General features: G+C 26.4%; 24 protein-coding genes. 15 read left to right on the top strand and 9 right to left on the bottom strand.

From position 1 onward, the window contains the following. Positions 1–95: 95 nt before the first annotated feature. From aroB to mog, 6 genes are read left to right on the top strand one after another with little or no spacing between them, the layout of a single operon-like run. Positions 96–1,130, top strand: coding sequence for a 3-dehydroquinate synthase (gene aroB / locus BT997_RS04835; RefSeq protein ID WP_072680314.1), 1,035 nt, complete (start codon positions 96–98; stop codon positions 1,128–1,130). A 7-nt stretch (positions 1,131–1,137) separates the two neighbouring features. Further along, the gene (locus tag BT997_RS04830) at positions 1,138–2,988 is read left to right on the top strand and encodes a mechanosensitive ion channel family protein (RefSeq protein ID WP_083568470.1); all 1,851 of its coding nucleotides are present in this window, start codon (positions 1,138–1,140) and stop codon (positions 2,986–2,988) included. Positions 2,989–3,005: 17 nt separating this feature from the next. Further along, complete coding sequence (mtaB, locus tag BT997_RS04825; protein ID WP_072680313.1) at positions 3,006–4,274, top strand: tRNA (N(6)-L-threonylcarbamoyladenosine(37)-C(2))-methylthiotransferase MtaB; 1,269 nt, start codon at positions 3,006–3,008, stop codon at positions 4,272–4,274. Continuing rightward, positions 4,255–5,721 (top strand): AAA family ATPase, encoded by a 1,467-nt coding sequence (locus BT997_RS04820; RefSeq protein WP_072680337.1) that lies wholly within the window; start codon positions 4,255–4,257, stop codon positions 5,719–5,721. The genes mtaB and BT997_RS04820 overlap by 20 nt, the downstream gene beginning before the upstream one ends. Beyond that, complete coding sequence (gene bioV, locus BT997_RS04815) at positions 5,711–6,223, top strand: pimelyl-ACP methyl ester esterase BioV (RefSeq protein WP_072680312.1); 513 nt, start codon at positions 5,711–5,713, stop codon at positions 6,221–6,223. The genes BT997_RS04820 and bioV overlap by 11 nt, the downstream gene beginning before the upstream one ends. Beyond that, positions 6,220–6,759, top strand: a complete 540-nt coding sequence (gene mog, locus BT997_RS04810) for a molybdopterin adenylyltransferase (RefSeq protein WP_072680311.1) — start codon at positions 6,220–6,222, stop codon at positions 6,757–6,759. Before bioV ends, mog begins: the two co-directional genes overlap by 4 nt. A gap of 45 nt (positions 6,760–6,804) precedes the next feature. On the opposite strand, the gene BT997_RS04805 is transcribed toward mog, so the two are convergent. Together BT997_RS04805 and BT997_RS04800 are read right to left on the bottom strand one after the other, a co-directional pair. After that, positions 6,805–8,061 (bottom strand): methyl-accepting chemotaxis protein, encoded by a 1,257-nt coding sequence (locus BT997_RS04805; RefSeq protein ID WP_072680310.1) that lies wholly within the window; start codon positions 8,059–8,061, stop codon positions 6,805–6,807. Positions 8,062–8,070: 9 nt separating this feature from the next. Further along, positions 8,071–8,454: a PAS domain-containing protein gene (locus BT997_RS04800; protein ID WP_072680309.1), complete on the bottom strand. Its 384-nt coding sequence runs from the start codon at positions 8,452–8,454 to the stop codon at positions 8,071–8,073. Between the two features lie 155 nt (positions 8,455–8,609). Here BT997_RS04800 and BT997_RS04795 point away from each other — a divergent pair, with 155 nt between their 5' ends. Next, a complete protein-coding gene (locus BT997_RS04795; protein WP_072680308.1) occupies positions 8,610–10,811 on the top strand; it encodes an endonuclease MutS2 in 2,202 nt (733 codons plus the stop codon). A gap of 14 nt (positions 10,812–10,825) precedes the next feature. Here BT997_RS04795 and BT997_RS04790 read toward each other — a convergent pair whose 3' ends face one another. The 3 genes from BT997_RS04790 to BT997_RS04780 all read right to left on the bottom strand — a co-directional run bounded on the left by BT997_RS04790 (position 10,826) and on the right by BT997_RS04780 (position 15,374). Beyond that, entirely contained in the window at positions 10,826–11,212 is a 387-nt protein-coding gene (locus tag BT997_RS04790) for a DUF6858 family protein (RefSeq protein ID WP_072680307.1), read from the bottom strand. Position 11,213: 1 nt separating this feature from the next. Next, complete coding sequence (locus tag BT997_RS04785; protein ID WP_072680306.1) at positions 11,214–11,762, bottom strand: hypothetical protein; 549 nt, start codon at positions 11,760–11,762, stop codon at positions 11,214–11,216. Positions 11,763–11,873: 111 nt separating this feature from the next. Next, positions 11,874–15,374 (bottom strand): DUF748 domain-containing protein, encoded by a 3,501-nt coding sequence (locus BT997_RS04780; RefSeq protein ID WP_072680305.1) that lies wholly within the window; start codon positions 15,372–15,374, stop codon positions 11,874–11,876. 131 nt (positions 15,375–15,505) lie between these two features. On the opposite strand from BT997_RS04780, the gene dapE reads away from it, so the two are divergent. After that, positions 15,506–16,606 carry a succinyl-diaminopimelate desuccinylase gene (dapE, locus tag BT997_RS04775; RefSeq protein ID WP_072680304.1) on the top strand — a complete coding sequence of 367 codons (1,101 nt, stop codon included), beginning with the start codon at positions 15,506–15,508 and terminating at the stop codon, positions 16,604–16,606. Between the two features lie 35 nt (positions 16,607–16,641). Here the strand turns inward: dapE and BT997_RS04770 are convergent, their stop codons facing one another. Next, positions 16,642–17,172, bottom strand: coding sequence for a dienelactone hydrolase family protein (locus BT997_RS04770; protein WP_072680303.1), 531 nt, complete (start codon positions 17,170–17,172; stop codon positions 16,642–16,644). 87 nt (positions 17,173–17,259) lie between these two features. On the opposite strand from BT997_RS04770, the gene BT997_RS04765 reads away from it, so the two are divergent. The 4 genes from BT997_RS04765 to BT997_RS04750 all read left to right on the top strand — a co-directional run bounded on the left by BT997_RS04765 (position 17,260) and on the right by BT997_RS04750 (position 19,881). Further along, positions 17,260–17,892: a hypothetical protein gene (locus BT997_RS04765; RefSeq protein ID WP_072680302.1), complete on the top strand. Its 633-nt coding sequence runs from the start codon at positions 17,260–17,262 to the stop codon at positions 17,890–17,892. Positions 17,893–17,901: 9 nt separating this feature from the next. Continuing rightward, positions 17,902–18,747, top strand: a complete 846-nt coding sequence (locus tag BT997_RS04760) for an AraC family transcriptional regulator (protein ID WP_072680301.1) — start codon at positions 17,902–17,904, stop codon at positions 18,745–18,747. 71 nt (positions 18,748–18,818) lie between these two features. Further along, on the top strand, positions 18,819–19,676 hold the full coding sequence (locus BT997_RS04755) for a YncE family protein (RefSeq protein ID WP_072680300.1): 858 nt from the start codon (positions 18,819–18,821) through the stop codon (positions 19,674–19,676). Between the two features lie 4 nt (positions 19,677–19,680). Beyond that, positions 19,681–19,881 carry a tautomerase family protein gene (locus BT997_RS04750; RefSeq protein ID WP_072680299.1) on the top strand — a complete coding sequence of 67 codons (201 nt, stop codon included), beginning with the start codon at positions 19,681–19,683 and terminating at the stop codon, positions 19,879–19,881. Between the two features lie 32 nt (positions 19,882–19,913). On the opposite strand, the gene BT997_RS04745 is transcribed toward BT997_RS04750, so the two are convergent. Continuing rightward, entirely contained in the window at positions 19,914–20,342 is a 429-nt protein-coding gene (locus BT997_RS04745) for a DUF3995 domain-containing protein (RefSeq protein ID WP_072680298.1), read from the bottom strand. Further along, positions 20,339–20,884, bottom strand: coding sequence for a TetR/AcrR family transcriptional regulator (locus tag BT997_RS04740; RefSeq protein WP_072680297.1), 546 nt, complete (start codon positions 20,882–20,884; stop codon positions 20,339–20,341). Before BT997_RS04740 ends, BT997_RS04745 begins: the two co-directional genes overlap by 4 nt. A 99-nt stretch (positions 20,885–20,983) precedes the next feature. Between BT997_RS04740 and BT997_RS04735 the strand changes: the two genes are divergently transcribed. The 3 genes from BT997_RS04735 (at position 20,984) to BT997_RS04725 (ending at position 22,646) form a co-directional block, all read left to right on the top strand. Further along, a complete protein-coding gene (locus tag BT997_RS04735) occupies positions 20,984–21,742 on the top strand; it encodes an N-acetyltransferase (protein WP_072680296.1) in 759 nt (252 codons plus the stop codon). A 62-nt stretch (positions 21,743–21,804) separates the two neighbouring features. Further along, complete coding sequence (locus tag BT997_RS04730) at positions 21,805–22,152, top strand: zinc ribbon domain-containing protein YjdM (protein ID WP_072680295.1); 348 nt, start codon at positions 21,805–21,807, stop codon at positions 22,150–22,152. Between the two features lie 50 nt (positions 22,153–22,202). Beyond that, complete coding sequence (locus BT997_RS04725; protein WP_072680294.1) at positions 22,203–22,646, top strand: GyrI-like domain-containing protein; 444 nt, start codon at positions 22,203–22,205, stop codon at positions 22,644–22,646. A gap of 104 nt (positions 22,647–22,750) precedes the next feature. Here the strand turns inward: BT997_RS04725 and BT997_RS04720 are convergent, their stop codons facing one another. Continuing rightward, positions 22,751–23,965, bottom strand: a complete 1,215-nt coding sequence (locus BT997_RS04720) for a GGDEF domain-containing protein (RefSeq protein WP_072680293.1) — start codon at positions 23,963–23,965, stop codon at positions 22,751–22,753. Positions 23,966–24,139: the final 174 nt, after the last annotated feature.

Genomic DNA, 24,139 nt, shown 5'->3' with positions numbered 1-24,139 from the left:
AAAATTAATTTAACCTCTTACTAAAGCCCAGAGTTCAGGTCATTTTTAGGTAATTTTAGATAATATCAAACTAATTTATAAACTATGGATTTTTTATGATTGTAAATATTACCCTTCCAAATAATACATCTTACGATATTACTATTGATACTTTAAACAAAATATATTTTGATAGAAAAGTTGTTGTTGTTACAAACCCTACTATTAGTAGTTTGCATATTGACTATTTAAAAGAAAGAATTTCCGCAAAAGACTTCTCTGTTGTTACTATTCCTGATGGTGAAGAGTATAAAAATATGCAAACAATTGAAAGCATACTTGAACATTGTTTTGAACATAAACTAAATAGAAGCTCTTTGCTTGTTGCTTTTGGTGGTGGAGTTATTGGAGATATGACAGGTTTCGCTGCTTCAGTTTATCAAAGAGGAATCGATTTTGTGCAAATCCCAACAACATTACTTTCTCAAGTAGATGCAAGTGTTGGTGGTAAAACAGGTATAAATAATAGGTTTGGTAAAAACCTAGTTGGTGCCTTTCATCAGCCAATAGCAGTACATATAGATCCTTTCTTTTTAAGTACTTTACCAAAAAGAGAAATCGGGGCAGGAATAGCTGAAATTGTGAAAATGGCAGTAACTTTTAATAGTGATTTCTTCGAATGGTTAGAAGAAAATGATTTAAATGATAGTGAAAATATAAAAATAGCTATTGCTAAATCTGTTGAGACTAAAGCATGGGTTGTATCACAAGATGAAAAAGAAAAAGGTATTAGAGCAGCATTGAATTATGGACATACTTTTGGACATGTAATCGAAAATGAAACAAATTATGATACATTTTTACATGGAGAAGCTGTAGGTATTGGTATGGTTATGGCAAATGCTTTAGCTGTTCGAATTGGAAATATGAGTGAGCAAGAAGCTTTAAGAGTTAAAAGGCTACTTGAAAAGTATGATATTCCTACTGATTATAAAATAAAAGATGTTGAGGATTTTTATCAACATTTCTTTTTAGATAAAAAATCTTTAGATGATAAAATAAAGTTTATTCTGCCAAAAGGTATTGGTGATTGTGAAATTACTGATAAAATTGAAAAAAATGATGTTATAGAAATATTAAAAGGTTTTTAAATTGAATATGTTTTTTAAAAGTATACTTCTTTCAGCACTATTTATAACTTCTACTTTTGCACAAGAAGCAGTATCAAAAGAAAAGACTGCACAAGAGATCAAAGAAGTAGTAGTAAATAAATTAGAAGATATTGAAGCAATAGAAAAAAAGAGAAAAGAATTAGTTAAAAAAGAGAAAGCACGTTTAGCTAAAATTGAAAAAGCAAAAAAAATTAAAGAAGAAAAAGCAAAAGCTGAAATGTTAGCTCTTGAAAAAGAAAAGAAAGAGATTGAAGAAGCTAAACAAAAAATAGAAGAAGAGAAGAGGCTAGAAGAGGAAAAGGAAAAACAAACACTAGCTAAAATTGAAGAACTAAAAAAAAGAATAGAGTCAATTGATATTAAATTAAAAGATAATATATTATTAAAAAGATATAGCAATTATGATGCATATAGAAAAATATCTGCTGAATTAACTGAATTAAAAAAGAATATTAAAAAAGTTAAAAATAAAACAGAAGACCAAGTTTATCACTTAAACAACAAAGTTAGAATTAAAGAAAATGAGTTAGAGTTAATTTCTGAATATAAAGGTTCACCTATTGGGGCTTTAATAAATCCACCTGAAATAGAAAACTATGAAGAGATAACTAATCCTTTTGGAATTATTAATGCTTTATCATATATTAAAAAATTAGAAAACAATAAGAAACAATTCTCTTCTGTTGAAGAGAGGATATCTGAATTAACTAATCTTTTAGATGAAAAACTATTTGTATATCTTGAACTATATAATTTAGATACTAAACCTGAATATAAAGATGAAGTTACATTTTTAGATAAAGAGAAAAAAGACTTTAATATGGTTTTAGAAATTGTTTCTACGACTGAAGAAGTTTATACAAGAAAAATAGAACAAGTTATTTTAGAAACAAAATCTCAAATTTCAAATCAAGTAGAAAAAATATTTAATATTGCTTTGATTATTATTGTTTTATTTGTAATTACATTTTTAATTAAACTAGCACTTAAAAAGTATTTCTCTCAAAACGAAAACTATTATATGACAAATAAAGTAATTAACTTTATAGTTGTATTTTTTATTCTTATGGTAATACTTTTTTCATATATTGATAATGTTTCATATTTAGTAACAATCTTAGGATTTGCATCTGCTGGTATTGCGATTGCTTTAAAAGATTGGTTTATGTCTATTTTTGGATGGATGGTTATTGTAACATCTGGTTCAATCCATGTTGGTGATAGAATTAAAGTAAATAGAGGTGGTGTTGAAGCAGTTGGTGATGTTCTTGATATTTCTTTATTTAAAATTACAATTAGAGAAGATATTACTTATACATCTTATGTTACTAATAGAAGAACAGGTAGAATTTTCTTTATTCCAAATAACTATGTTTTCTCTGAAATGATTGCAAACTATACTCACTCAGGCCTTAGAACTGTATGGGATGGTATTGATATTACTATTACTTTTGATTCAAATCATAAAAAAGCACAACATATAGCTAAAGAGATTTTAAAACATTATTCAAAAGGTTATACAGATATAACTAGAAAACAACTTTCTAAAATGAGAAGTAAGTATCAGTTAAGAGCAACGGGAGTTGAACCTAGAGTTTATACTTTTGTTGAACCTCATGGTATTGTAATTTCAGCTTGGTATTTAACAAATTCATATTCAGCTTTAGTACTTAGAAGTACTATGTCTCCTGAGATATTAGAAGCATTTATGAAAGAAGATGATATTCATATTGCTTACCCAACTCAACAAATCAATATCAATAAAACTGATGAACATTATGGACCATCTCGTAGACCTAAGCCTAAAGACTTAGAAGATGAAATTATTCAAAGATAAGCTGGAGAATTGATTTAATGAATTTTTCGGCAACAAAGCAAAAAGTATACTTTAAAACTTTTGGATGTAGAACAAATGTTTTTGATACTCAAGTTATGATGAGTAATTTAAAAGATTTTGAAGTAACTGTAGATGAGAAAGAAGCAGATATTGTAGTTATAAACTCTTGTACTGTTACAAATAGTGCAGATAGTACAGCAAGAGGCTATATAAACTCATTAAATAAATTTAAGAAACCTCCAAGAGTTGTATTTACTGGGTGTGGAGTTTGGACAAAAGGTGAAAGTCTTTTTAAAGAAGATAAAGTAGATTCACTATTTGGTCATTCTGAAAAAGAGAAAATAAATGAACTCTTACAACAAGAAGAGAGATTTTTTGATGCTGGTGATTTAGAGCATATTGATGATACTATTGTTGAAGAGTTTATTGGAAAAAGTAGGGCATTTATCAAGATCCAAGAAGGTTGTGATTTTAGATGTTCATATTGTATTATTCCTTATGTAAGAGGTGATGCAAGATCTTATTCGGAAGATAAGATTTTAGAACAAGTTACTACTTTAGCTTCAAATGGCTTTGGGGAGTTTATATTAACTGGAACAAATGTAGGTTCATATGGAAAAAAACAGCATACTTCTTTAGCTAAGCTTCTTAAAAAAATGTCTAGGATAAAAGGTGTTAGAAGAATTAGACTAGGTTCAGTTGAACCTATTCAAATCGATGATGAATTTAAAGAGATTATCAACGAACCTTTTATGGCTAAACATCTTCATATCGCGCTACAGCACACTTCAAAAGAGATGTTGAAAATAATGAATAGAAGAAATAAAGTATTATCTGATTTAGAGCTATTTGAGTTTTTAAGAGATAAGGGTTATGCTTTAGGAACAGATTTTATTGTTGGACATCCTGGTGAAACAGATGAATTATGGAAAGAGGCAATAGAAAATTTACATAAATTTCCTTTAACACATGTTCATGCTTTCACTTATTCAAAACGTGATGGTACACCAAGTGCAACTATGAAAGGTGATATTCGTGGTGATATTGCAAAAATAAGATATAATGAATTAACAAAAATTATTGAAGAAAAAAACTATCAGTTTAGAAAAAATAATACAAAACCATTAGAAGTATTGATTGAATCACAGAAAAATGGTAAATATATAGGTTTAGATCAACATTTTAATCAAATCGAGATTGAAAGTAGTGTTGATTTAGTTGGTGATTGGATTTTTATAGAAGATTATAAAGCGGAGCTTGGAAAAAATGTCGCAACATTCAAATAAGAACAGTTTAGATAAAAATGTAAAGTTTATGGGGATTTCTGCCATTATTCTTATAGTGTTATTTGTTTATACACTTTATAAAAGTAGTGATTATATTGAAGCTGGTTCATATTATTTTGGAATAATATTTTTATTAGTTTTATTAGTCTTTGCAATAGTCGTACGATTTAATCAAGAAAAAATTCAAAAGTTTTTAAATAAAAATAAAAATACAAATAGTAATTTCTCTAAAGAACTTTCAAGTGTACAAGATAATAAGCAAGAAGAATTACCTTCAAATATAACTGCTGTAAATTCAAATATTACATTTAAAGATATTGCAGGAATATCTGAAGTAAAAGGTGAACTTGTTGAGATAGTTGACTTTTTAAATAAACCAAGCAAATATTTACAACATGGTGTAAAATTACCTAAAGGTGTTCTTCTAGTTGGCCCTCCAGGTGTTGGAAAAACGCTTATTGCAAGGGCAGTTGCAGGGGAAGCTGATGTTCCATTTTTTTATCAAAGTGGTGCAAGCTTTGTTCAAATATATGTAGGAATGGGTGCAAAAAGAGTTCGTGAATTGTTTATGAAAGCAAAGGCTAGTGCTCCTGCTATTGTATTTATTGATGAAATAGATGCAATTGGTAAAAAAAGAGGTGGTAAGGTAAATGATGAAAGAGAGTCTACTTTAAATGAACTTTTAACACAAATGGATGGATTTGATGGTGATTCAGGTGTTATTGTAGTTGCTGCTACAAATAAAATAGAAGTACTTGATGATGCACTTTTGAGAGCAGGAAGATTTGATAGACGAGTATTTATAAATCTACCAAATATTGAAGATAGAAAAAAAATATTAGAGTTGTACTTAGATTCAAAACATTATGAATTTGATATAGATAAATTATCACAAGAGACCTCAGGATTTAGTTCTGCTGCTCTTGCAACTTTAATAAATGAAGCTTTATTAAGTATGATAAAAAGAGATTCTAAAATATTAGAATTACAAGATATAGAACTCGCAAAGAATAAATTAGAATTTGGTAAAAAAGAGAATCTTTTATTGAATGAAGAACAAAAAGAAATTCTAGCTGTTTACCAAGCAAGTAAGGCATTTATAACAAAAAGTAAAGTAGCTTTATTTGATGAGAGTGTTAAGAAAATAGATTCTGTATATCCATCATATAATGAACTTTTAGAAAATATTAGAAGGTATTTAGCTGGTTCTATAGGTGTTGAAATTATAAAAAAACAAAAATATGCTATTAATAGTAATGATTTGAATAAAGCACATGAATTAGCTCAAGATATAGTATCAAATTATAAAATGGCTAAAAATGCAGATGTTTTAATTGAAGATATTAGTAATAACTTACGCTCTGAGCTTTCTCATAATGCCACAGATATTAATAGATTAAAAAATATTATGATAAAAAATGAGGTGATTACTTCTGATGATATCTAAATATTTTTCTGGTTTTTCTTTAGAAAATGAAGAAGAACTATTTTCAAAATACATAATTGAAAATGATTTTACAATATCTGGTTTTTCATATGGTGCTATTAAAGCTTTTGAGTATGTATTAGAAACTCAAAAAAGAGTAGACACTTTACAGTTATTTTCTCCCGCATTTTTTCAAATTGAGGACGAAAAATTTAAACGAATGCAATTGATGTTTTTTAAAAAAGATACAAAATCATATTGCGATAACTTTTTAAAGAATATCACTTATTCTGAAACTATAAATACAAGTAATTATTTTACACAAGGTACTTTAGAAGAACTTGATGAGCTTTTAAATTATACATGGGATGATGAAAAATTAAATGAAATTATAGATAGAGGAATAAAAATAGAAATCTATTTAGGTGGAAAAGACAAAATTATAAATTCAAATGCTGCAAAAGAATTTTTTAAAAATTATGGAACAGTTTATTTTATTAAAGAAAAAGGACATATTTTATGAGTGATAATATCGCTAAAATTGGAATAATTACAGCTTCTGATAGGGCAAGTAAAGGTATATATGAAGATTTATCAGGTAAAGCAATTATTGATACTATGAATGATTATTTAACATCTCCTTGGCAAGAGGTTTATAGATGCATTGAAGATGACCAAAAAACTATTGAAGAGACTATGAAAGATTTAGTTGACAATGAAGGTTGTTGTTTAGTTGTAACAACAGGTGGAACAGGTCCAGCTGCAAGAGATGTTACTCCTGAAGCTACAGAAGCAGTATGTGATAGAATGATGCCTGGTTTTGGTGAATTAATGCGTGCAGAGTCTTTAAAGTTTGTACCAACAGCTATTCTTTCTCGACAAACAGCAGGTTTAAGAGGAAGTTCTTTAATTGTAAATCTTCCAGGTAAACCAAAATCTATTAGAGAATGTTTAGATGCAGTTTTCCCTGCTATTCCATATTGTATTGATTTAATGGAAGGTCCATTTTTAGAATGTAATGAAGAGGTTATCAAACCTTTTAGACCAAAGAAAAAATAATCAAAAAACTATAATGGCTAAAATATAACTAGCCATTATTTTTTATTAAGTTCCTTGAAGTTTATTTTTTCCTTCAAATTGTGATTTACTTATTTCTTCTACATTTGCGTTAGCAATAGTATTCATTTGCATTGAGATTGTTTTTACATTTTCTGCTACCATCGCATTTTGTTGTGTTAGAGTATCTATTTGAGAAACACTAGTGTTTATTAATGATATTCCATTCTCTTGCTCTTTTGAAGCTTTTACAACTTTTGATATGAGTTCTGTTGTTTCTGATATGTTGTTATTTAAAATTTCATATCCAGATATCATATTATCAGCAATACCTTTTCCTTCATTAGCTTTTAATGTTGCATTTTCAACAATACTTTTAATCTCTTTTGCTGCATCAGCACTTCTTGAGGCTAAGTTTCTTACTTCTTGTGCAACTACTGCAAAACCTTTTCCAGCTTCTCCTGCAGTTGCGGCTTCTACAGCGGCATTAAGAGACAGAATATTTGTTTGAAAAGCAATTTGATCAATCATATCAAGTGCTTGATGTACCTCTTTTGTAGAATCATTAATTTCATTCATTGCTTTTACTGTTTCTGACGCAAGTTGCATACCATTTTTAATAGCAACTTTTACTTCCTCACCATATTTTGACATTTGTGTTGCTGTAACTGTATTATTAGAAATTGTATTTGTAATTTCTTCAATAGCTACAGAAGCTTCTTCTAAAGAAGCTGCTTGAGTTGCTGTAGAATTTGAAAGATTACTTGAATTATCTAAAAGAGTAGTTGATTCTTTTTGCATAGTTAAACTAGTTTCATAAGTTGAAAGTAAATTTTTTGTAATTTCATTTTTTAGATAATTAATTCCAGTAGAAAGTTTTTTTAAATCTCCACCTCGAAACATTTCTGTATCAATAGTATTTAAAAAATTATGTTCAGAATATTCAGATAGAACATTTTGAATATTCGATAAAGATGTTTCTATCTTATCAGACATCACATTAATAGATTTTGCAATATAGTTTAGCTTTTCATTTGATGTTTTCTTAGTAATCCTATCGCTTGTAAATCCATCTGATAGTTTTTCAGTTGAAAGCATAATTTCACCATAAACTGTCATATCTTCTCTTTGTTTTGTTTCCATCAAGTTCGAGATATCTAATATTTTATCCATAATAATTTTATTATCACCAGTACAATTATTAGATTCTATTTGAATTTTATTGATATCATTTTTAATAAATGCTTCAATTTTATTTAATGCATCAATTATTTCATGTGTATTTTTTGTATTGTTAAAAAACATATCAGTCCCTTATTTTAGCGTTTTATATAGCTCTTTAGCATTTTTAATTTCTTCATCTGTTGGTTTTACTCTAACTGAGATATATCTTGTATTTCCTTGACTATCTTTAGATTGAAAAGCAGTAGCATTTACCCAATAAAACCCTCCATTTTGGGTTTTGTTTTTTACAATGCCATTCCATATTTTTCCAGATTGAACAGTATCCCATAAGTCTTTGAATGCAGCTTTTGGCATATCGAAATGTCTTACAATATTATGTGGATTGTTTATTAACTCATCTTTTGTATATCCTGCGATTTTACAAAAATCTGCATTTGCATAAAGGATAATACCATCTTTGTCAGTTTCTGATACAATCATAGTATCTCTATTTAATTTTACTTCTTGACTCATAATAACTCCTTTAATATAATTAATATCTATATTTATTATAACATAAGAGTGACATAATTGTGACAAAAAAATGAAAAAAAAATTTATAGAGAGAAATATGAAGCAAAAAATAGTCCTTTATAGGAGGTTTATCCTCTTTAAGATATAATTCGCGAATGCAAGATATATTTAAAAAATTAGACTTATTAGATTATATAGATTCTTTTTCAAAACTTTTATCAAGAGAAAAATCAATTATTTTAGAAGGTGATATTAATATTCACCATAGATTGATAAAAGAACTATCAAATTATCAGATAAAAGAACCACCAAAGTTAGAAAATCTTGATTCTGCATTGATTCATATCCAGAAACAAGGTATTTTAAAAGTTTATGAGATTTATGAGTTTGTTAAAATCATCAAATATTTTTCTTATTTAAAAAAGTTTAACTTTGATGGAAAACTGCAAGAATGGATTGATAAAATTATAATACCAAATGAAATAATAAATATTTCTTCTTATTTTGATGAGAAATCAAATTTAAGACAGGGTATAAATGAAGACTATGATGCAATAAAAGGTGCAATTTATCAAAATAAGCAAGAAATAAAACAGAGTCTTTATAAGATAATAAACTCAACAAAACTACGAAGCTATTTAGTTGATTCTCAGGTACATTACATAAATGGTGAAGAGTGTATTTTAGTTCGTGGTGGTTTTAATCATATATTAAAAGCTTCGGTAATAAATAGGTCAAATTCAGGTTTCTTCTATGTTCTTCCTCATAGTGTTAGTGCTTTAAAACAAAAACAGAGTGATTTACTAAATAAACAAGAAGAGATACTATTAAAAGTGTGTAAAGAGATTAGTTCTTTATTTGAAAAAAATCTAATGTTTTTAAAATTTATAAACAAAGAGTTTGATAGATTTGATCACTATCAAGCAAGAATCTTTTTTGCAAAAATAGGAGATAAGAATTTTATTCTTCCCTCAAAAAAAGGTTTAAATAAACTAGTTGATTTTAAACATCCAGCGTTACATGAGCCTAAACCAATTACTATTGATTTTTCTAAATCAGTTGTTATGATTACAGGTGTAAATGCAGGGGGTAAAACGATGATGCTTAAATCTATTTTATCAGCAGTGCTACTTTCAAAGTATCTACTTCCATACAACGCACATAAAGATACAGTTATTGGGACATTTAAAGAGATAAATGCAGTATTAGATGACCCTCAAAGTGTTAAAAATGATATTTCTACTTTTGCAGGACGTATGGTAGAGTTTTCAAAGCTTTTTGGAGCTAAAAATGCAATTGTTGGTGTAGATGAAATAGAACTTGGAACAGATTCTGATGAAGCTGCAAGTTTATTTAAAGTTGTTATTGAAGAGTTAATTCAAAAAGATATTAAAATTATAATTACAACTCACCACAAAAGATTAGCTGCACTTATGGCTGCAAATCCTAATGTAGAGTTAATAGCAGCTCTTTATGATGAGGAGAATCGTAAACCAACATATGAGTTTTTACAAGGAACAATTGGAAAATCGTATGCTTTTGAAACAGCTTCAAGATATGGAATTCCACATAATGTAATCAAAAAGGCAAAAGAAGTTTATGGTGAAGATAAAGATAGGTTAAATGAACTTATCGAAAGAAGTAGTGCTTTAGAAATTGAATATAAGCAAAAGATTGCAAAATTAGACGATGAAATTGCAGAACATGAGAGATTAAATAGAAATCTAAAAGAGACAAAAGAGAATTTAGATGATCATATTTATATGGAAAAATCTAAACTTCATAAAGAATATAAAGATGCAAGAGACGAAGCTAAAAAAGCAATAAAAGCAAAAGTTGCAAAAGGTCATCAACATTTAAATATTGCACATGATAAAGCACAGTCAATAAAAACTGAAAAGGTTCAAGAAGTAGTTGCAGATTTAAAAGTAGGGGATAGAGTAAAATATAGAAGTACAAAAGGTGTATTAATTTCAATAAAAGGTAAAAAAGCATTTATTGAAAATGATATGGGAATGAAAGTACAAGTATTACTTGCTGATTTACAAAGAAGTGGAAATCCTCCCAAAGTAAAGGCTAAACCTAAAACAACTGTTACTGTTCAAAAACCTGATTCAGGACATGTGAAACTTGACTTACATGGACAACGTTCTGATGAGGCAATAGAGAACTTAGATAAATTTTTATCTGATGCTCTTATAGCTGGTTTTGATGAAATATTAGTTTACCATGGAATTGGTACTGGAAAATTATCTTATGCGGTAAAAAAGTTTTTAGATTCTCATCCTAAAGTTAAATCTTACACAGATGCACATCCTTCTCAAGGTGGTTTTGGAGCTAAAGTAATAACACTTTAAAAGTAAGGTAACCCTTACTTTTTAAGAGATTTAATCATATCTTCCATAGAGGCATTTGCCATTTCATTTGGAGCTTCTAAGAAGTTTACTACAAAAGAATCTTCAAGTTCTACTACCCCAATACTTCTTGGACGAACAGCTAATACTTCTGGAGTTGGAATCTCTTTTCCAAAACAAAATACTATATTTTTGGCATCTTTTATTGTAGGACTAATTTCACCTTTTATTTTCTTTGTATGTGAAAACTGGTCAAAAGTAGCAATATATGCAATTATTTCATTCTCATCTATTTTATTTTTTAATGTATTTATGATTTCATTGACACTTGAAAATTCAATCTCTGTTTTATCAAACTCTATTTCAAATATATGATATTTATCTTTAAATATTTTTTGTTTCATTTTATTTTCCTTTTAATGTAATAAATGATTTTAGAATACAATCCATTCGATTAGAAATATCACTTGCATCTAGTTTCATATAGTCTGTTTGTATTTTATATATAAGCTTATCTTGTAGTCTAAATTCAAATAATAGATAACCTGCATAAAGCTTTGATTTTTTACCTTTTTTACCACTATCTTCTTTATCATTTTCATATATATAGTATTTTATTTGAAGTTTATTTTTTGATTTTTTTGATTTTTTTATGTAATTTTCTATCTGCTCTTTTAATAAATTATCTGCTTTTTCTTTTGTCATATAATTTACAAGTTCAGATTTCATAAATTTTGAATATTCCATATGTGAGTTGATAAAATAGTTATTTGACTCAAATAAAGTAATAGCAGCATCTTTTAAGTTAGTATTTGGAATCTTTTCAAATGTAATTGTTTCTTTTTGGCAAGAAATTCTTTTTTCTTTTTTAGAAGGTTTATTTGCTTCAGAAATAATTCCATAAGCGAAAAACAAAACGATGGAGATTAGTATTAGGTATATTAGTTTACTCATAGTTATCCTATCAATATTATTTATAATTATAATAAATTTTAGGAATATTACTGAAACTATTATTATAAGTAAATTAAATAGATAAACTATAAGTTTATATTATAATTATATCTATTTTTTTACTGATACATCTAAATTAAATACTACCCATTTTGAATCTTCTGTTTCTTGAATAATAATGTCCTCTTCAACTACTACAGCAGAAGCAGAGATTTTTTTAACTTTTGTTAAATAGTCTATTACATTTTTAGCTCTTTTTTTAGCAAGAAGTTTAAGTTCATTCTCTTCAACTTTTTGTTTTGAGGCTAAAGTTTTTCTTAAATATTCTACATATGCAGTTGTATCGAATTCTTCTTTTTTATCTTTATTTAATTTTGTAAATTGTTTTTCTATATCATCTAAATCTTTAGCTTCTTTTATATCTTCATATAAATCTTCTAAAGCTTCTTTATATTCATCTCCACGTACAATCTTTTTCATTTTCTTTTCTAAAAATTTCTCAAATTTGATATCTTGCATTGCAATTTTATCTTTTTGTTTGTGGTACGCTTGTTTTATTTTGATAGCTAGTTTAGGCTTCTTTGATAATATTTTAGCAATATTATCAAGTGATTCTTTTTCTGAAGCGATTATTTCATCTTTACCAAATTCAAATTCTAAACTTTTGATATCTTCTTCACTTAATCCAAATACCGAAGCTAATAGTCTAAAAGGCGATGTTATAGCTTTAACAATCAAGTTTGTAAATACTTTCCATACTATAGGAGCAATTGAAAACTGTGGATCATCAACATTCCCAGCTACGGGTAAATTTAAATCTATTACACCATCAGTGTCTTCTAACAGCGCTATTGCTAACTCTAATGGTAAATTAACCGCATCAGGACTTTCTACATTTTTACCAAGTTTTATATCACTTATTACAATAGAGTTTTGAGCATTTAAGTTAGATCTTTTAATATTATACTTCAAGTCTAAATTTAGTTTTCCACTTTCTATCTCTCTTCCTACAAATTTTCCAGAGTAAGGAGTGAAGTTCTTAATAGCAATATTTTTAAACAATAAGTTTGTATCTGTTAAGAGTTTTATATCATTTATATCAACTGTACCAGTTATTTTTGTATATCCATATTTATCAACAGCACCTTCTAGTTTTAGCTTAGTTGGTTTTGAACTACTTGAGTTTAATCTTGAAAATTCACCATTTAATTTTGTCATGTCAGTTTTAAATGGAATAGGTAAGTTCTTGTCTTCAAAAGTCATTTTTGCATTTTTAATTTTAAAAGGACCTATGTCAAAAGAAAAAGAAGACTTTTTCTTTTTAGTTTTTTTCTTAACAACTTTTTTTACTTTTTCTTCAGTTTTATTATTTGTTGTAGTTTCTGGTTTTTTATCTTGTTTACCTAGAGTGATAGATATATATGGCTTATTTAAACTTGAACGTAATATCTTAAGTCTATTGTTTTTATGAGATATTTTTTGTACATTTAAGTATAGATTTTTGGCAAGAATATCAGTTTTGTTATTTTTATCTTTAAATGTTAAATTAGGCTCATATAAATTGATTTTTGAAATATTTAACGCATTTTTATAGTTAGTTATATTGTTAATCTTAAGAGTTAACCTATTAGCTACTAGTGAAGTATTATTTTTATTATCTGTAAAATAAATTGTAGGTTTAGTAAGACTTAATATGGCAACTTTTAGTCTTTCTTTTATTAAAGAAGTGTCTGTAGCAATTATATTTACATTTTTAGTAGTGATTTTTAGTTTACTTTTTTTATCATCTACTTTAATAGTATTTGTTTTTAAATTTGTTTTTTTAACTGATAAATCAGAACCTTTTATATTTAAATTTTGAGTATCAAATGCAATGGCATTACTTACTACAGTTAGTTTATTTTTACTATCATTAAAGAAAACTGATGGATTTTTTACATTTACATTTGAAATTAATATATTATCCTCTTCTTTTTTAATATTAGAGATTAAAATATCGCTCTTTTTTGCAAATACACTTAGCTTGTTTTTATTATCTTTATAATTTATTTTTGGTGTACTTAGTGTGATTTTTTCAATACCTAAGTTATCTTTGTTTTGAGATAGAGTTTTAAGTTTTATACTTATATTTTGCGTTAGAATATCTATATTGTTTTTAATATCTTTAAATAGTAGTTCTTTATTTGATAGTGAAACATTATTTACTTCTAAAATAGAATCTTTTAATTTAACTCCACTAATATTTAAAGATGTTTCTTTATTTGTAATATTTAGATTATTCTTTTTATCTTTTATAATAATATCTGGTTTTGATAATGCTAGATTATCAAGATATACATCATTTCCATCTAGTTTAAAATCACTAAGATTTATATTAATATTTTTTGTATCTAGAAATAAGGCATTTTTTATGTCATTAAAACTAATATTTGAATCTTTTATATCTAGTTTTTTTACTAATACTTTCCATTTTTTATCATTGCTATTATTCGTCGTATCTTCTATATCTTTTTTAATTTCATTATGTACTAAAGGTTCTTCTGTTTTTATAACATTTTCTTCTTTATTAGTAAGGTTTTTCTTATCATCTTTATTTATTGGTTCTTCATCAGATTTAATCAATGTAGCAAGATTTATAGTGTTGTCTTTATCATTTATTATTTTAGAGTTTAACTTATCTAAAAAAATAGAATCTACGGTCACTGTGTTTTCAGGATAATTAAGGTTTAAGTTTTCAATATCAAAATGTTTTAATGAAAAAATTGAGTCATCATTTTGTTTAATATCAAGATTTCTGAGATTTATATGTGCATCATTTATTTCTAGTTTTAACTCTTTACTTGCATCAACTTTATATCCAAACTGCATATTTAAATAAGTCTTTTCATCTAAATCAAAATTTAAAATATCTTTTTTATATGTTAAAAAATCATTTGGTTTAAAGTTTTTTAATTCAACATTTCCATGCATCTTAAATGGAGCTAATCTTACTCCACCTTTTATTTCTAGTTCAGAATTTTGATTAATTAAAATTTTTAGTGTATGAGAAGCTAAAGTATTTCTATATGTTCCCATATCATAAAAAGTATAGTTTAGTTTATCAATATTTAGAGTAAAAGGTTCTTCTTTATCTGATAGTTTTGTAAATTTGATTTTTGCATTATCTAATATAGTTCTATATATTTGAAATTTTATATCTGAACTCTCTTTATTTTCTTCTATTTCTGGTTCATCTTTTTTCTCTTTTGCAAGCTTTTGTAGATTTATTGAACCATCTTGATATTCGATTATATTTATATATGGATTTATTAACTCTAAGTCTCTAAAGCTAATATGTCGTTCATCAATAGATTTAAAAATAGAAAAATCTATTAAAAGTTTTTCTACACTTACTGTTGTCTCTTTTTCATTAAATATTTTTAGATTGTGAACTGAGAACTTAAGTAAAAAAGGATTAAACTCTATTTTTTCTAAACTTGATTGTTGAGTTATATTTTCATTTATTGCTTTTTGGATTTGAGGTTTTAATATCTTTGGAAGAGCTATAAAGCCTATAAGTCCATAAATAATGATTAGGGACGAAATTATTATAAGTAACTTATTTTTTTTCATAAGTAATCCTTTTTGTGGTCAAATAATATTATAACAAAATAATATAAACCCTCCCAAAAAACAAAAAGATTATAAATTAATTTTATATTTAATTAGCTATTTGATACAATCCCATATATAAAAGGAATTTGATGACAGTTATAGAATTATTTCAAAAATTATTAAGATTTAAATCAATTACACCAGATGATGCTGGTGCATTTGATTTTATAGAAGAGTATTTAGGGAAAGAATGGACTTGTATAAATATTGATAGAGAAGATACTAAGAATAGATTTTATTATAAAAAATTTAATGATAATCCACAACATTTATGTTTTGCAGGGCATATAGATGTTGTTCCTCCTGGTGAAGGGTGGAGTGTTGACCCTTTTGCTGCTGATATTATAGATGGAGTTATTACTGCACGTGGAACACAAGATATGAAAAGTGGTGATGCAGCTTTTCTTTATTCATGTAAACATGCAAAAGATTTTGATGGAACATTGAGTATTTTGATGACTTCTGATGAAGAGGGCGAGGGAACTTATGGAACTATTAAAGCTTTAGAATATTTAAAAGAGATAGATTTTATACCTCAATATGCAGTTGTAGCAGAACCAACTTGTGAAGATATTTTTGGAGATGCTATTAAAGTAGGTAGACGTGGTAGTATAAATGGATATATAACTATAAAAGGTAAACAAGGACATGCTGCATATCCGGAAAAGTGTATTAACCCTGTACATAATTTTGCAGAAATCTTACCAAAAATAGCTGGACATAATCTAGATAATGGAGATGAATATTTTGCTCCATCTAAAATGGTAATCACTGATATAAGAGGTGGTATGGAAGTTACAAACGTAACACCGGACAACTTAAAACTAATGTTCAATGTGCGAAACTCAACAAATACAACTAGAGAGAGTGTAGAAGAATTTATTCATAAAAACCTTGAAGGTTTAGAATACGACTTTAGAACAACACAAGGTTCTTTTCCTTTTGTAACAAATAAGGAATCAAAAGTTGTAAAAGCTATGGAAGATTCTATTAAAGAAATAACAGGAGTTACTACAAAACACTCAACTGCTGGTGGAACATCAGATGCAAGATATTTTGGAGCATTTGGAATAGAAGCTATCGAGTTTGGTGTAATTAATGACACTATTCATAGTGTTGGAGAAAGAACTACCGTAAAAGAAGTAGAAGATTTGACTGCCGTTTATGAGAATTTGATTAAAAAATTTTAATATGATATCCGTTTTTATAGACGTATATCATATTTTTATTTATAAAAATTGTTTAAAATATTCTTTATAAATTTGAATTTCTCATCTTTATTGTAGTTTATTGATTTTTTGTTCATAAAGCCATGGAGTTCTGTACTATTTTGTAGATTTACATTTTTTTTTGATGTTAATTTTTCTTTTACACGATTTAAATCAAAGTGTAATTCTTTTTTAGGAAAAACTATAGTTGTTTTTACTTTTGGAACTATATCTAAGTGATTTCTTATTTGGGATGGATAAAAGCAAATTATTTTAGAAGAGATTTTAAAATTTGATAATCTCCAAGCAATACTACCTCCTATACTAAACCCAATGACAATATCAGGTTTAAGTTCGATTGTTTTTTTGTAAGCTATTTGAAAATAGTTATCATGTCCAGATTTTTCTATAAAAGCATTATATAGAAGTGTTTCATTAGTAACAGATTTATTTATTTTATATGGTTCTAATATAAATGTATCTTTTGTTATGAGTTCTGTTGGTATTGATTCTATGCCAAATATATCTGCAAGTATTAATATTCTCATTATTTATTTTAACTTGTTTTACCTTTTACAAATAAAAATAATAGTAAATTTCTATTGATATATTATTTTGATGGATAAGAAGAGTGCATGAATATAGAAAAACTAAAAGATTATGAAGCGGAATTTTTAGAACAATATCCTCATGGTTTTGATGATACTAATTTTTTCCCTACAATGAAAAGCTTTAATCCTTTGAAGTTAGAAGAGTTTGCAAAAGAGGCTTTAAAAAAAGAAAATTTTCAAAATCCTAGTTTAGTTGTTGACGGGTTTTTTAAAGTGGTTCAAAAATCAGTATTTGTATCACTATTTGATAAATTAAAATTGAAAGATATGATTAGTTCATTAAATTCCTATGAAAAAGATATGTTAAGTATTGAAATCTATGAACTTTTATACGGAAATAAAAAAAATGGTTTTGAAGGACTTGTAGAGTTTTTAGCTGAATATAAACTTGCAAAATGGACTATAATATCTGTAGTTCCTTATTGTATAAAAAGACATCAAGACTATTTTATAAAACCTACAACTACAAAAAATATTATCAAAGTTTTTGAACTAGAAGATATGATTTATAAACCAAAACCTAGTTTTGATTTTTATGACAAATATACAAAAGCTTTGGATAAAATGAAGTCAAGCATAGATAAGTCTCTTAGTCCTGACAATGTCGGATTTACAGCTTTTTTAAAAGTGGTTATAGAAACTTATGAAGATAAATAAAGGTTTGATATGGATGCATTAGAGTATGTAAAACTAAATCTAAAAGATGATTCTATCATCACAGATGATATTGTACTTGCTAGATTTTGTACCGTACAGAGTAATTATAAACATAGTTCATATGTGTCAAGTAATCTTTTAAATATAGTATACAAGGGTAAAAAAATACTTCATACAAAAGATGGTAATATTGAGATAAAAGCTGGAGAGGCCTTTTTTATTACAAAAGGTGAGTATATCATGAGTGAAGTTATAGGAGATAGTGATTATGAATGCTTGCTTATCTTTTTTGATCATGATAAGGCAAGAAAATTAATTTCTGATTTACCCTTTAAACTAAATAACAATAACTCAAATAAAACTCAAAATGTATTTAAGTTTGAAGTTGATGATTCTCTTCAAAATACAATTGATACTTTAAAAAACTATTTAGAAGATAGACCAAAATTTAGTGATGAACTTATAACTTTAAAATTAAAAGAGTTGATATTCCTTGTTTTAGGTACTAATCTAAAAGAAAACTTTATTAGATTTTGTCAAAATCTTACTTTAGACAAAACAGATTTAAAAAGTTTTATGGAAAATAACTTCGAAAAAAACTTGACTTTAGGAGAGTATGCAAAACTTAGTGGAAGAAGTCTTAGTGGATTTAAAAGTGAGTTTAAAGGTATATTTGAGGAAACTCCAATGCAATGGGTTCTTAAAAAAAGAGTTCAAAAAGCAGATTTTTTGATTAATGAACTTGGTTATGATGTAGGAACTGCTGCTTTAGATGTAGGATTTAAAACCCATGCTCATTTTACAAGAGTTTATAAAAAACATTATAATAAAACTCCTAGCTTAATAGACAACTAATTAAACCTTACAGATAAACAAAAAATATTTTTTACTGATATACTTTTTATAAATCAAAAAAAGGAAATTTTATGAAAAAAATATTTTTAGGCTTATCATTTTTAATGACAATAAGTTTTTGTGAAACTAAAATTATAGAGGGGTTTAGTTCTCCTGAGAGTGTAATAATTAAAGGTGAGAACGTATATGTTTCAAATGTAGGAGAAAAGTTAGAACCATCAACAAAAGATGCTGATGGCTTTATTTCAAAGTTAGATAAAGCAGGGAGAATAAAACAATTACATTTTATAAAAGGATTAAATGCTCCAAAAGGTATGGGGATAGTTAATAACACTTTATATGTGGCAGATGTGGATAGTTTAAAGGGTTTTGATTTATCAAATAAAAAAGAAGTTTTTTCTTTGAGTTTTGAAGAAACAAAGTTTTTAAATGATATTACTGTTAAAGACAATAAAACATTGTTTATAAGTTCAAGTGATAAAGATGTGATTTATGAGGTTAATTTAGAAAAGAGAACTTATAAAAAGTTAGTAGATTTTAATGTTGCAAATGGTTTATTTTATGATAATGGTATCTTATATGCAGCTCAATTAGGAAGTTCTAGTAAAAATATGTTTGATGCAAAAGGAAGATTATATAAAATAGATTTGAAAAACGATAATAAACTTACGTTGTTATCTCAATATGAAGGTGTATTAGATGGTGTTCAAAAAGTAGGAAATAAAATCTATGTAAGTGATTGGGTAAATTTTAAAAATTCAGGGATAGTAAGAGTTATTGATTTAAAAACAAAAGAAGAAAGTGTAGTAGGTGCAACTTCTTTAAATGGCGCAGCTGATTTTATTATTGATGAAAAATCAAATAAGTTATATATTCCACAAATGATTGCAGGGAAACTTTCTATTATAAATTTAAATACTGGAAAATAATACAATGCCTTATATAAAGTTTGAATCAGGAGAATTATCAAAAGAAGTAAAACAAAGGTTAATTAAAGAATTAACAGATGTAAGTGCAAAAATAACTGGTATTTCAAAAGAATTGTTTTTTGTATCAATTGACGAAAAAGATGATACACATATTGCCGTAGGTGGAAAAACTGTAAAACAGTTAAAAGAAGAACTATCTAAATAAAATATATTAAACAGAAGTAGATTTACTTCTGTTTAATTATGAATGTAAAAAAGAATAAGGTAGGAAATACTAAGGCTAAAGCAAAGAGGAGCATAGTATTTTTTATTGTATTCTAAAAATATTTTAGTAGCTTTTTGTGCAATTTTTGGAATAAACATACTAATAGCTCTTAGTAAAAATATAATAGCAAGTATTAAAAAAATATATTTTTCAAAAGGTTTAATCCCCATATCAATATTATAATAAACAATAACAGGGAATAGAGCCATAAGAGCAAAACAAACTATAACAAAGATATATGCAACAGTTCCTGGTACATCATCTCCACGACCTAAAACTTTGTCAATAAAATCTTGCTTATTAATTGCAGGCCAAAGACCTCCTTTAAACCAATAGATATGAATTTTAGTAATTAAACTCATAATTATAAAAATATAAAATGTAAATAATCCTGTAATCATTTTTTTTCTCCATCTTGTAATAAATTTAAAAAAATATTATCTAACCCTTTTTGTTTATCTTTAGTTATTTGTGGCTGAATAAATAAAGAACCAATAAATTGAGAATAAATGTATAAAGCAATGTTTTGATTGTATTCTTTTGAATTGTTTGGAAATATTTTGTTTTGTATGCTTTCAATTACAAGAATTCTTTTATTATCAATTTTTTCTATATATTTTAATACATTTTTATCTCTTAGTCCCCAGGCCCTAAATTCAACTTCTATATCTAGATTTTTTGAATAAATAATTTTATTTAAAAGTTTTATTTGTTTAAAAGGTTCATCTTTGTATTTTGATATTTCTTCGATTATCTCTTTTGTATAAGTTTCATACCAAAACTCTAGTAATTCATTTACAAAAACTTTTTGGCTTTTAAAATGATGATAGAAAGAACCTTTTGTAAGATTGAATTTCTTACACAATACTTCGATTTTTAGGTCATTAATCCCTGATTTTGATATTAATTTTAATGAATTTTCTAACCAATCTTTTTTAGTCATTTTATTCCTTTTGAAAAACTATACCATACCTTATGGTATGTTGTCAAAAGATATAAGTAGATTTATTATATGATTAATAAATATTATAAAAGGATATTCATGTCATATCTCACCCTAAATAAGAATAATATAAAAGATGAACATATTTGTTGTGCTTTTTCTGATAAAAAGTGTAAAGAAAGTTATGAAGCAAAGAAAACATGGATAGAATCAGAACTTGAAAATGGTTTTGTTTTTGAAAAATTAGATCAAAGAGCAAAAGTCTTTCTAGAAACTATTCCTTCTTCTAAAGCTTGGGTTCCAATATTTGCCCCAAATTTTTTGTATCTTGGTTGTTTTTGGGTTAGTGGAAAATATAAAAAACAAGGTCATGGAAAAGCTTTATTAGAAAATGCAATAAATAGATGTAAAAAGTTAAAATTAAAGGGTCTTGTTACTGTAGTAGGTAAAAAAAAGATGCATTTTATGAGTGATACAAAGTGGCTTTTAAAACAAGGATTTGAAATAGTTGATGAAACAGAAGATGGTTTTTTATTAATTGTTTTAAATTTAAGTGATGATACTTCTTTTGCTAAGTTCAATGATTGTGTGAAAAAACAAATTGTAAACAAAAACAAGTGTGTAGTTTATTATTCAAATAGGTGTCCTTTTAGTGAATATCATGTTTTAAGCTCATTAAAAGAATCTTGTGAGAAAAGAGGAATAGATTTAGAAATAAATAAATTAACTACAAAAGAGGAAGCTCAAAATTGTCCAAGCCCGGCAACTATTTTTTCTATGTTTTATAAAGGAAAATTTATAACTACAGATATCAGTTCTTGCATGGATAGTAGATTTGATAAATTTATACAAACTTAATTATCAAAGCATAACATGAGTTTTGATATGATACGAAATTGAAAAAATAAAAAAGGATTTAAATGGAACAATTACCAAATTGTCCTAAATGTGCTGGAGAGTATACTTATGAAGATGGTAGTTTACTTATCTGCCCTGAATGTGCCCACGAGTGGTCAAAAGATGAAGTAAATGAAGAAGATGAAGATGTCTTAGTTGTAAAAGATTCAAATGGAACATTGTTAAGTGATGGTGATGATGTAACTGTTATTAAAGATTTAAAAGTAAAAGGTAGTACATCTGGTATAAAAGTTGGTACTAAAATTAAAGGTATTAGACTTGTTGATGGCAATGATGGTCATAATATTGATTGTAAAGTACCAGGAGTTGGTGCTATAAAATTAAAACAAGAGTTTGTAAAAAAATCATAAGCTAAGATAAGAATTTATTGCAGTATTAAAAAAATTTAAAAAGAGAGAATATGGTAGTACGAGAAATAGATAAATTGATGTTATCAGGTCTAAGTGTAATAACTAATAACGAAAACGAAAAAGATACTGAAACAGCAAAGATTGTTCAGCTGTGGGAAGACTATCAAGATAAAAATATACTTGGTGCGACATTTAATAAAAGTAAAAACTTTGATATGTATGGAGTTTATTCAGATTATGCATCAGATGTAAATGGTGATTATAAAGTAACAGTTGCTGTAGAAGTAACAAAACCAAAAAATGCAATAGTAATAAAAGATCAAAGATATTTAGTCTTTTCAAAAAAAGGTGAATTACCTGATATTGTAATTGATTGTTGGAAAGAGATTTGGGATTACTTTGCAAATGAGAGTGAATATAAAAGAGCTTATACAATTGATTTTGAAAAATATAGTAAAGAAGATGAAATAGAAATTTATATATCTATTCTATAAAAATTGACATATCTTTTTCTTTAGAATCTATTTTATTAAAAGTAGATAAAGTTAAATATATATGTCTTTTTTAAGACATATATATTTATACAAAGATTTTCATTTTATATTACTTTTATAGTTTGATTACGCCCCATTTTTTTAGCTTGATAAAGTGTTTCATCTACTTTTTTTAGAAATTGATCTAAATTAATATTCTTTTTACAAACTCCTACACCAATACTAACAGTTAGATTATACTTTTGAGTTTCTTTTGATTCCATAATTGATAAACGTAGTTTTTCAGCTAATATGAATCCTTTTTCTAAATCACTATTTGGATAAATAACCATAAATTCTTCACCACCCCAGCGACCAACAGTATCTGTTATTCTAGAATTCTTTTTTAGAATATCTGCAAAGAGTTGTAGAACTTGATCTCCTGTTTGATGTCCATATTGATCATTGATATTTTTAAAATGATCAATATCTAAGATTAATAAAGAAAAAGGATTTCCTCCTCTTTGTAAATTATTATATTGTAATTCTAGTTCATAATCTAGCTTGTAACGGTTATAAAGCTTTGTAAGAGGATCTGTAATAGATAGTTTTGATTTGTCTATATAAAGTTTATGTACTTCTTGGTATTCTTTTTGTTTACGTTTTAACATTAAATTATATGTTATGACAATAGGTATAATTGAAATTAAAAATAAAAAAAATGAAAGAATTGTTTTTATTGTATTTTCTTTTAAAACAGTATTTACATACGTAATATCCATATCTACACCTACGACATAAAGTTTTCCTTTTAAAGTTCGAATAGGAAGAACTATAGAACGATATGTTCCCCATCTATCACTAAATATAGGTACATACTGTGCTTTATAGATTTTATTTGGTTTGATAAAATTAATACTTGGGTTTTCAAAACTCTTCTTTAAAACCTCACTTGCATCGGGATAAGGAGTAAAGTATCGAACTTCTTTATTTTTTGCTATTTCAGATGCTAAGGCACTAGAGCTACTAATTCTATATATACCATTAATATCGCGAATTACTGTATAAAGAAATTTTGTTCCTAATTGGTTATTAAGTTTTGAAAGATTTTTGATATTTTGATTGTCTTCACTAATGCTAATTGATGTAGAAGTTGTTGTTCTGTCATGAAAATCATTTACCAATACAAAAGGTACTGCTACTGCTGCTGAATAAAGTTGTTTATCAATTTGTGCAATTAAACGATTTTTTTCATAAAAATAATTTAAAACTGAATAAGCAGTTAAGATAGCTAGTGTAAAACCTACAGCTGCTATCATTTTTATTGTTTCACGTTTCATAATAATATTAAAATATCCCTTACTATAATAATTTAAAAGTTCATTTTACATTAATTATCTTTTTATTAAAGTTAAAATTAAAATACTATTTTTTTATGAAAAATAATTTTAAAATTCTAAATACAATTATCTTTTTCTAGAACTTTTTTACTATTAATAGGCTGGTAGATAACA

It is taken from the genome of Arcobacter sp. LA11 (genome assembly GCF_001895145.1).
Taxonomy (GTDB): Bacteria; Campylobacterota; Campylobacteria; order Campylobacterales; family Arcobacteraceae; genus Halarcobacter.
The sequence above is the reverse complement of the archived record's forward strand: the minus strand, read 5'-3'. Positions and strand labels throughout refer to the sequence as shown.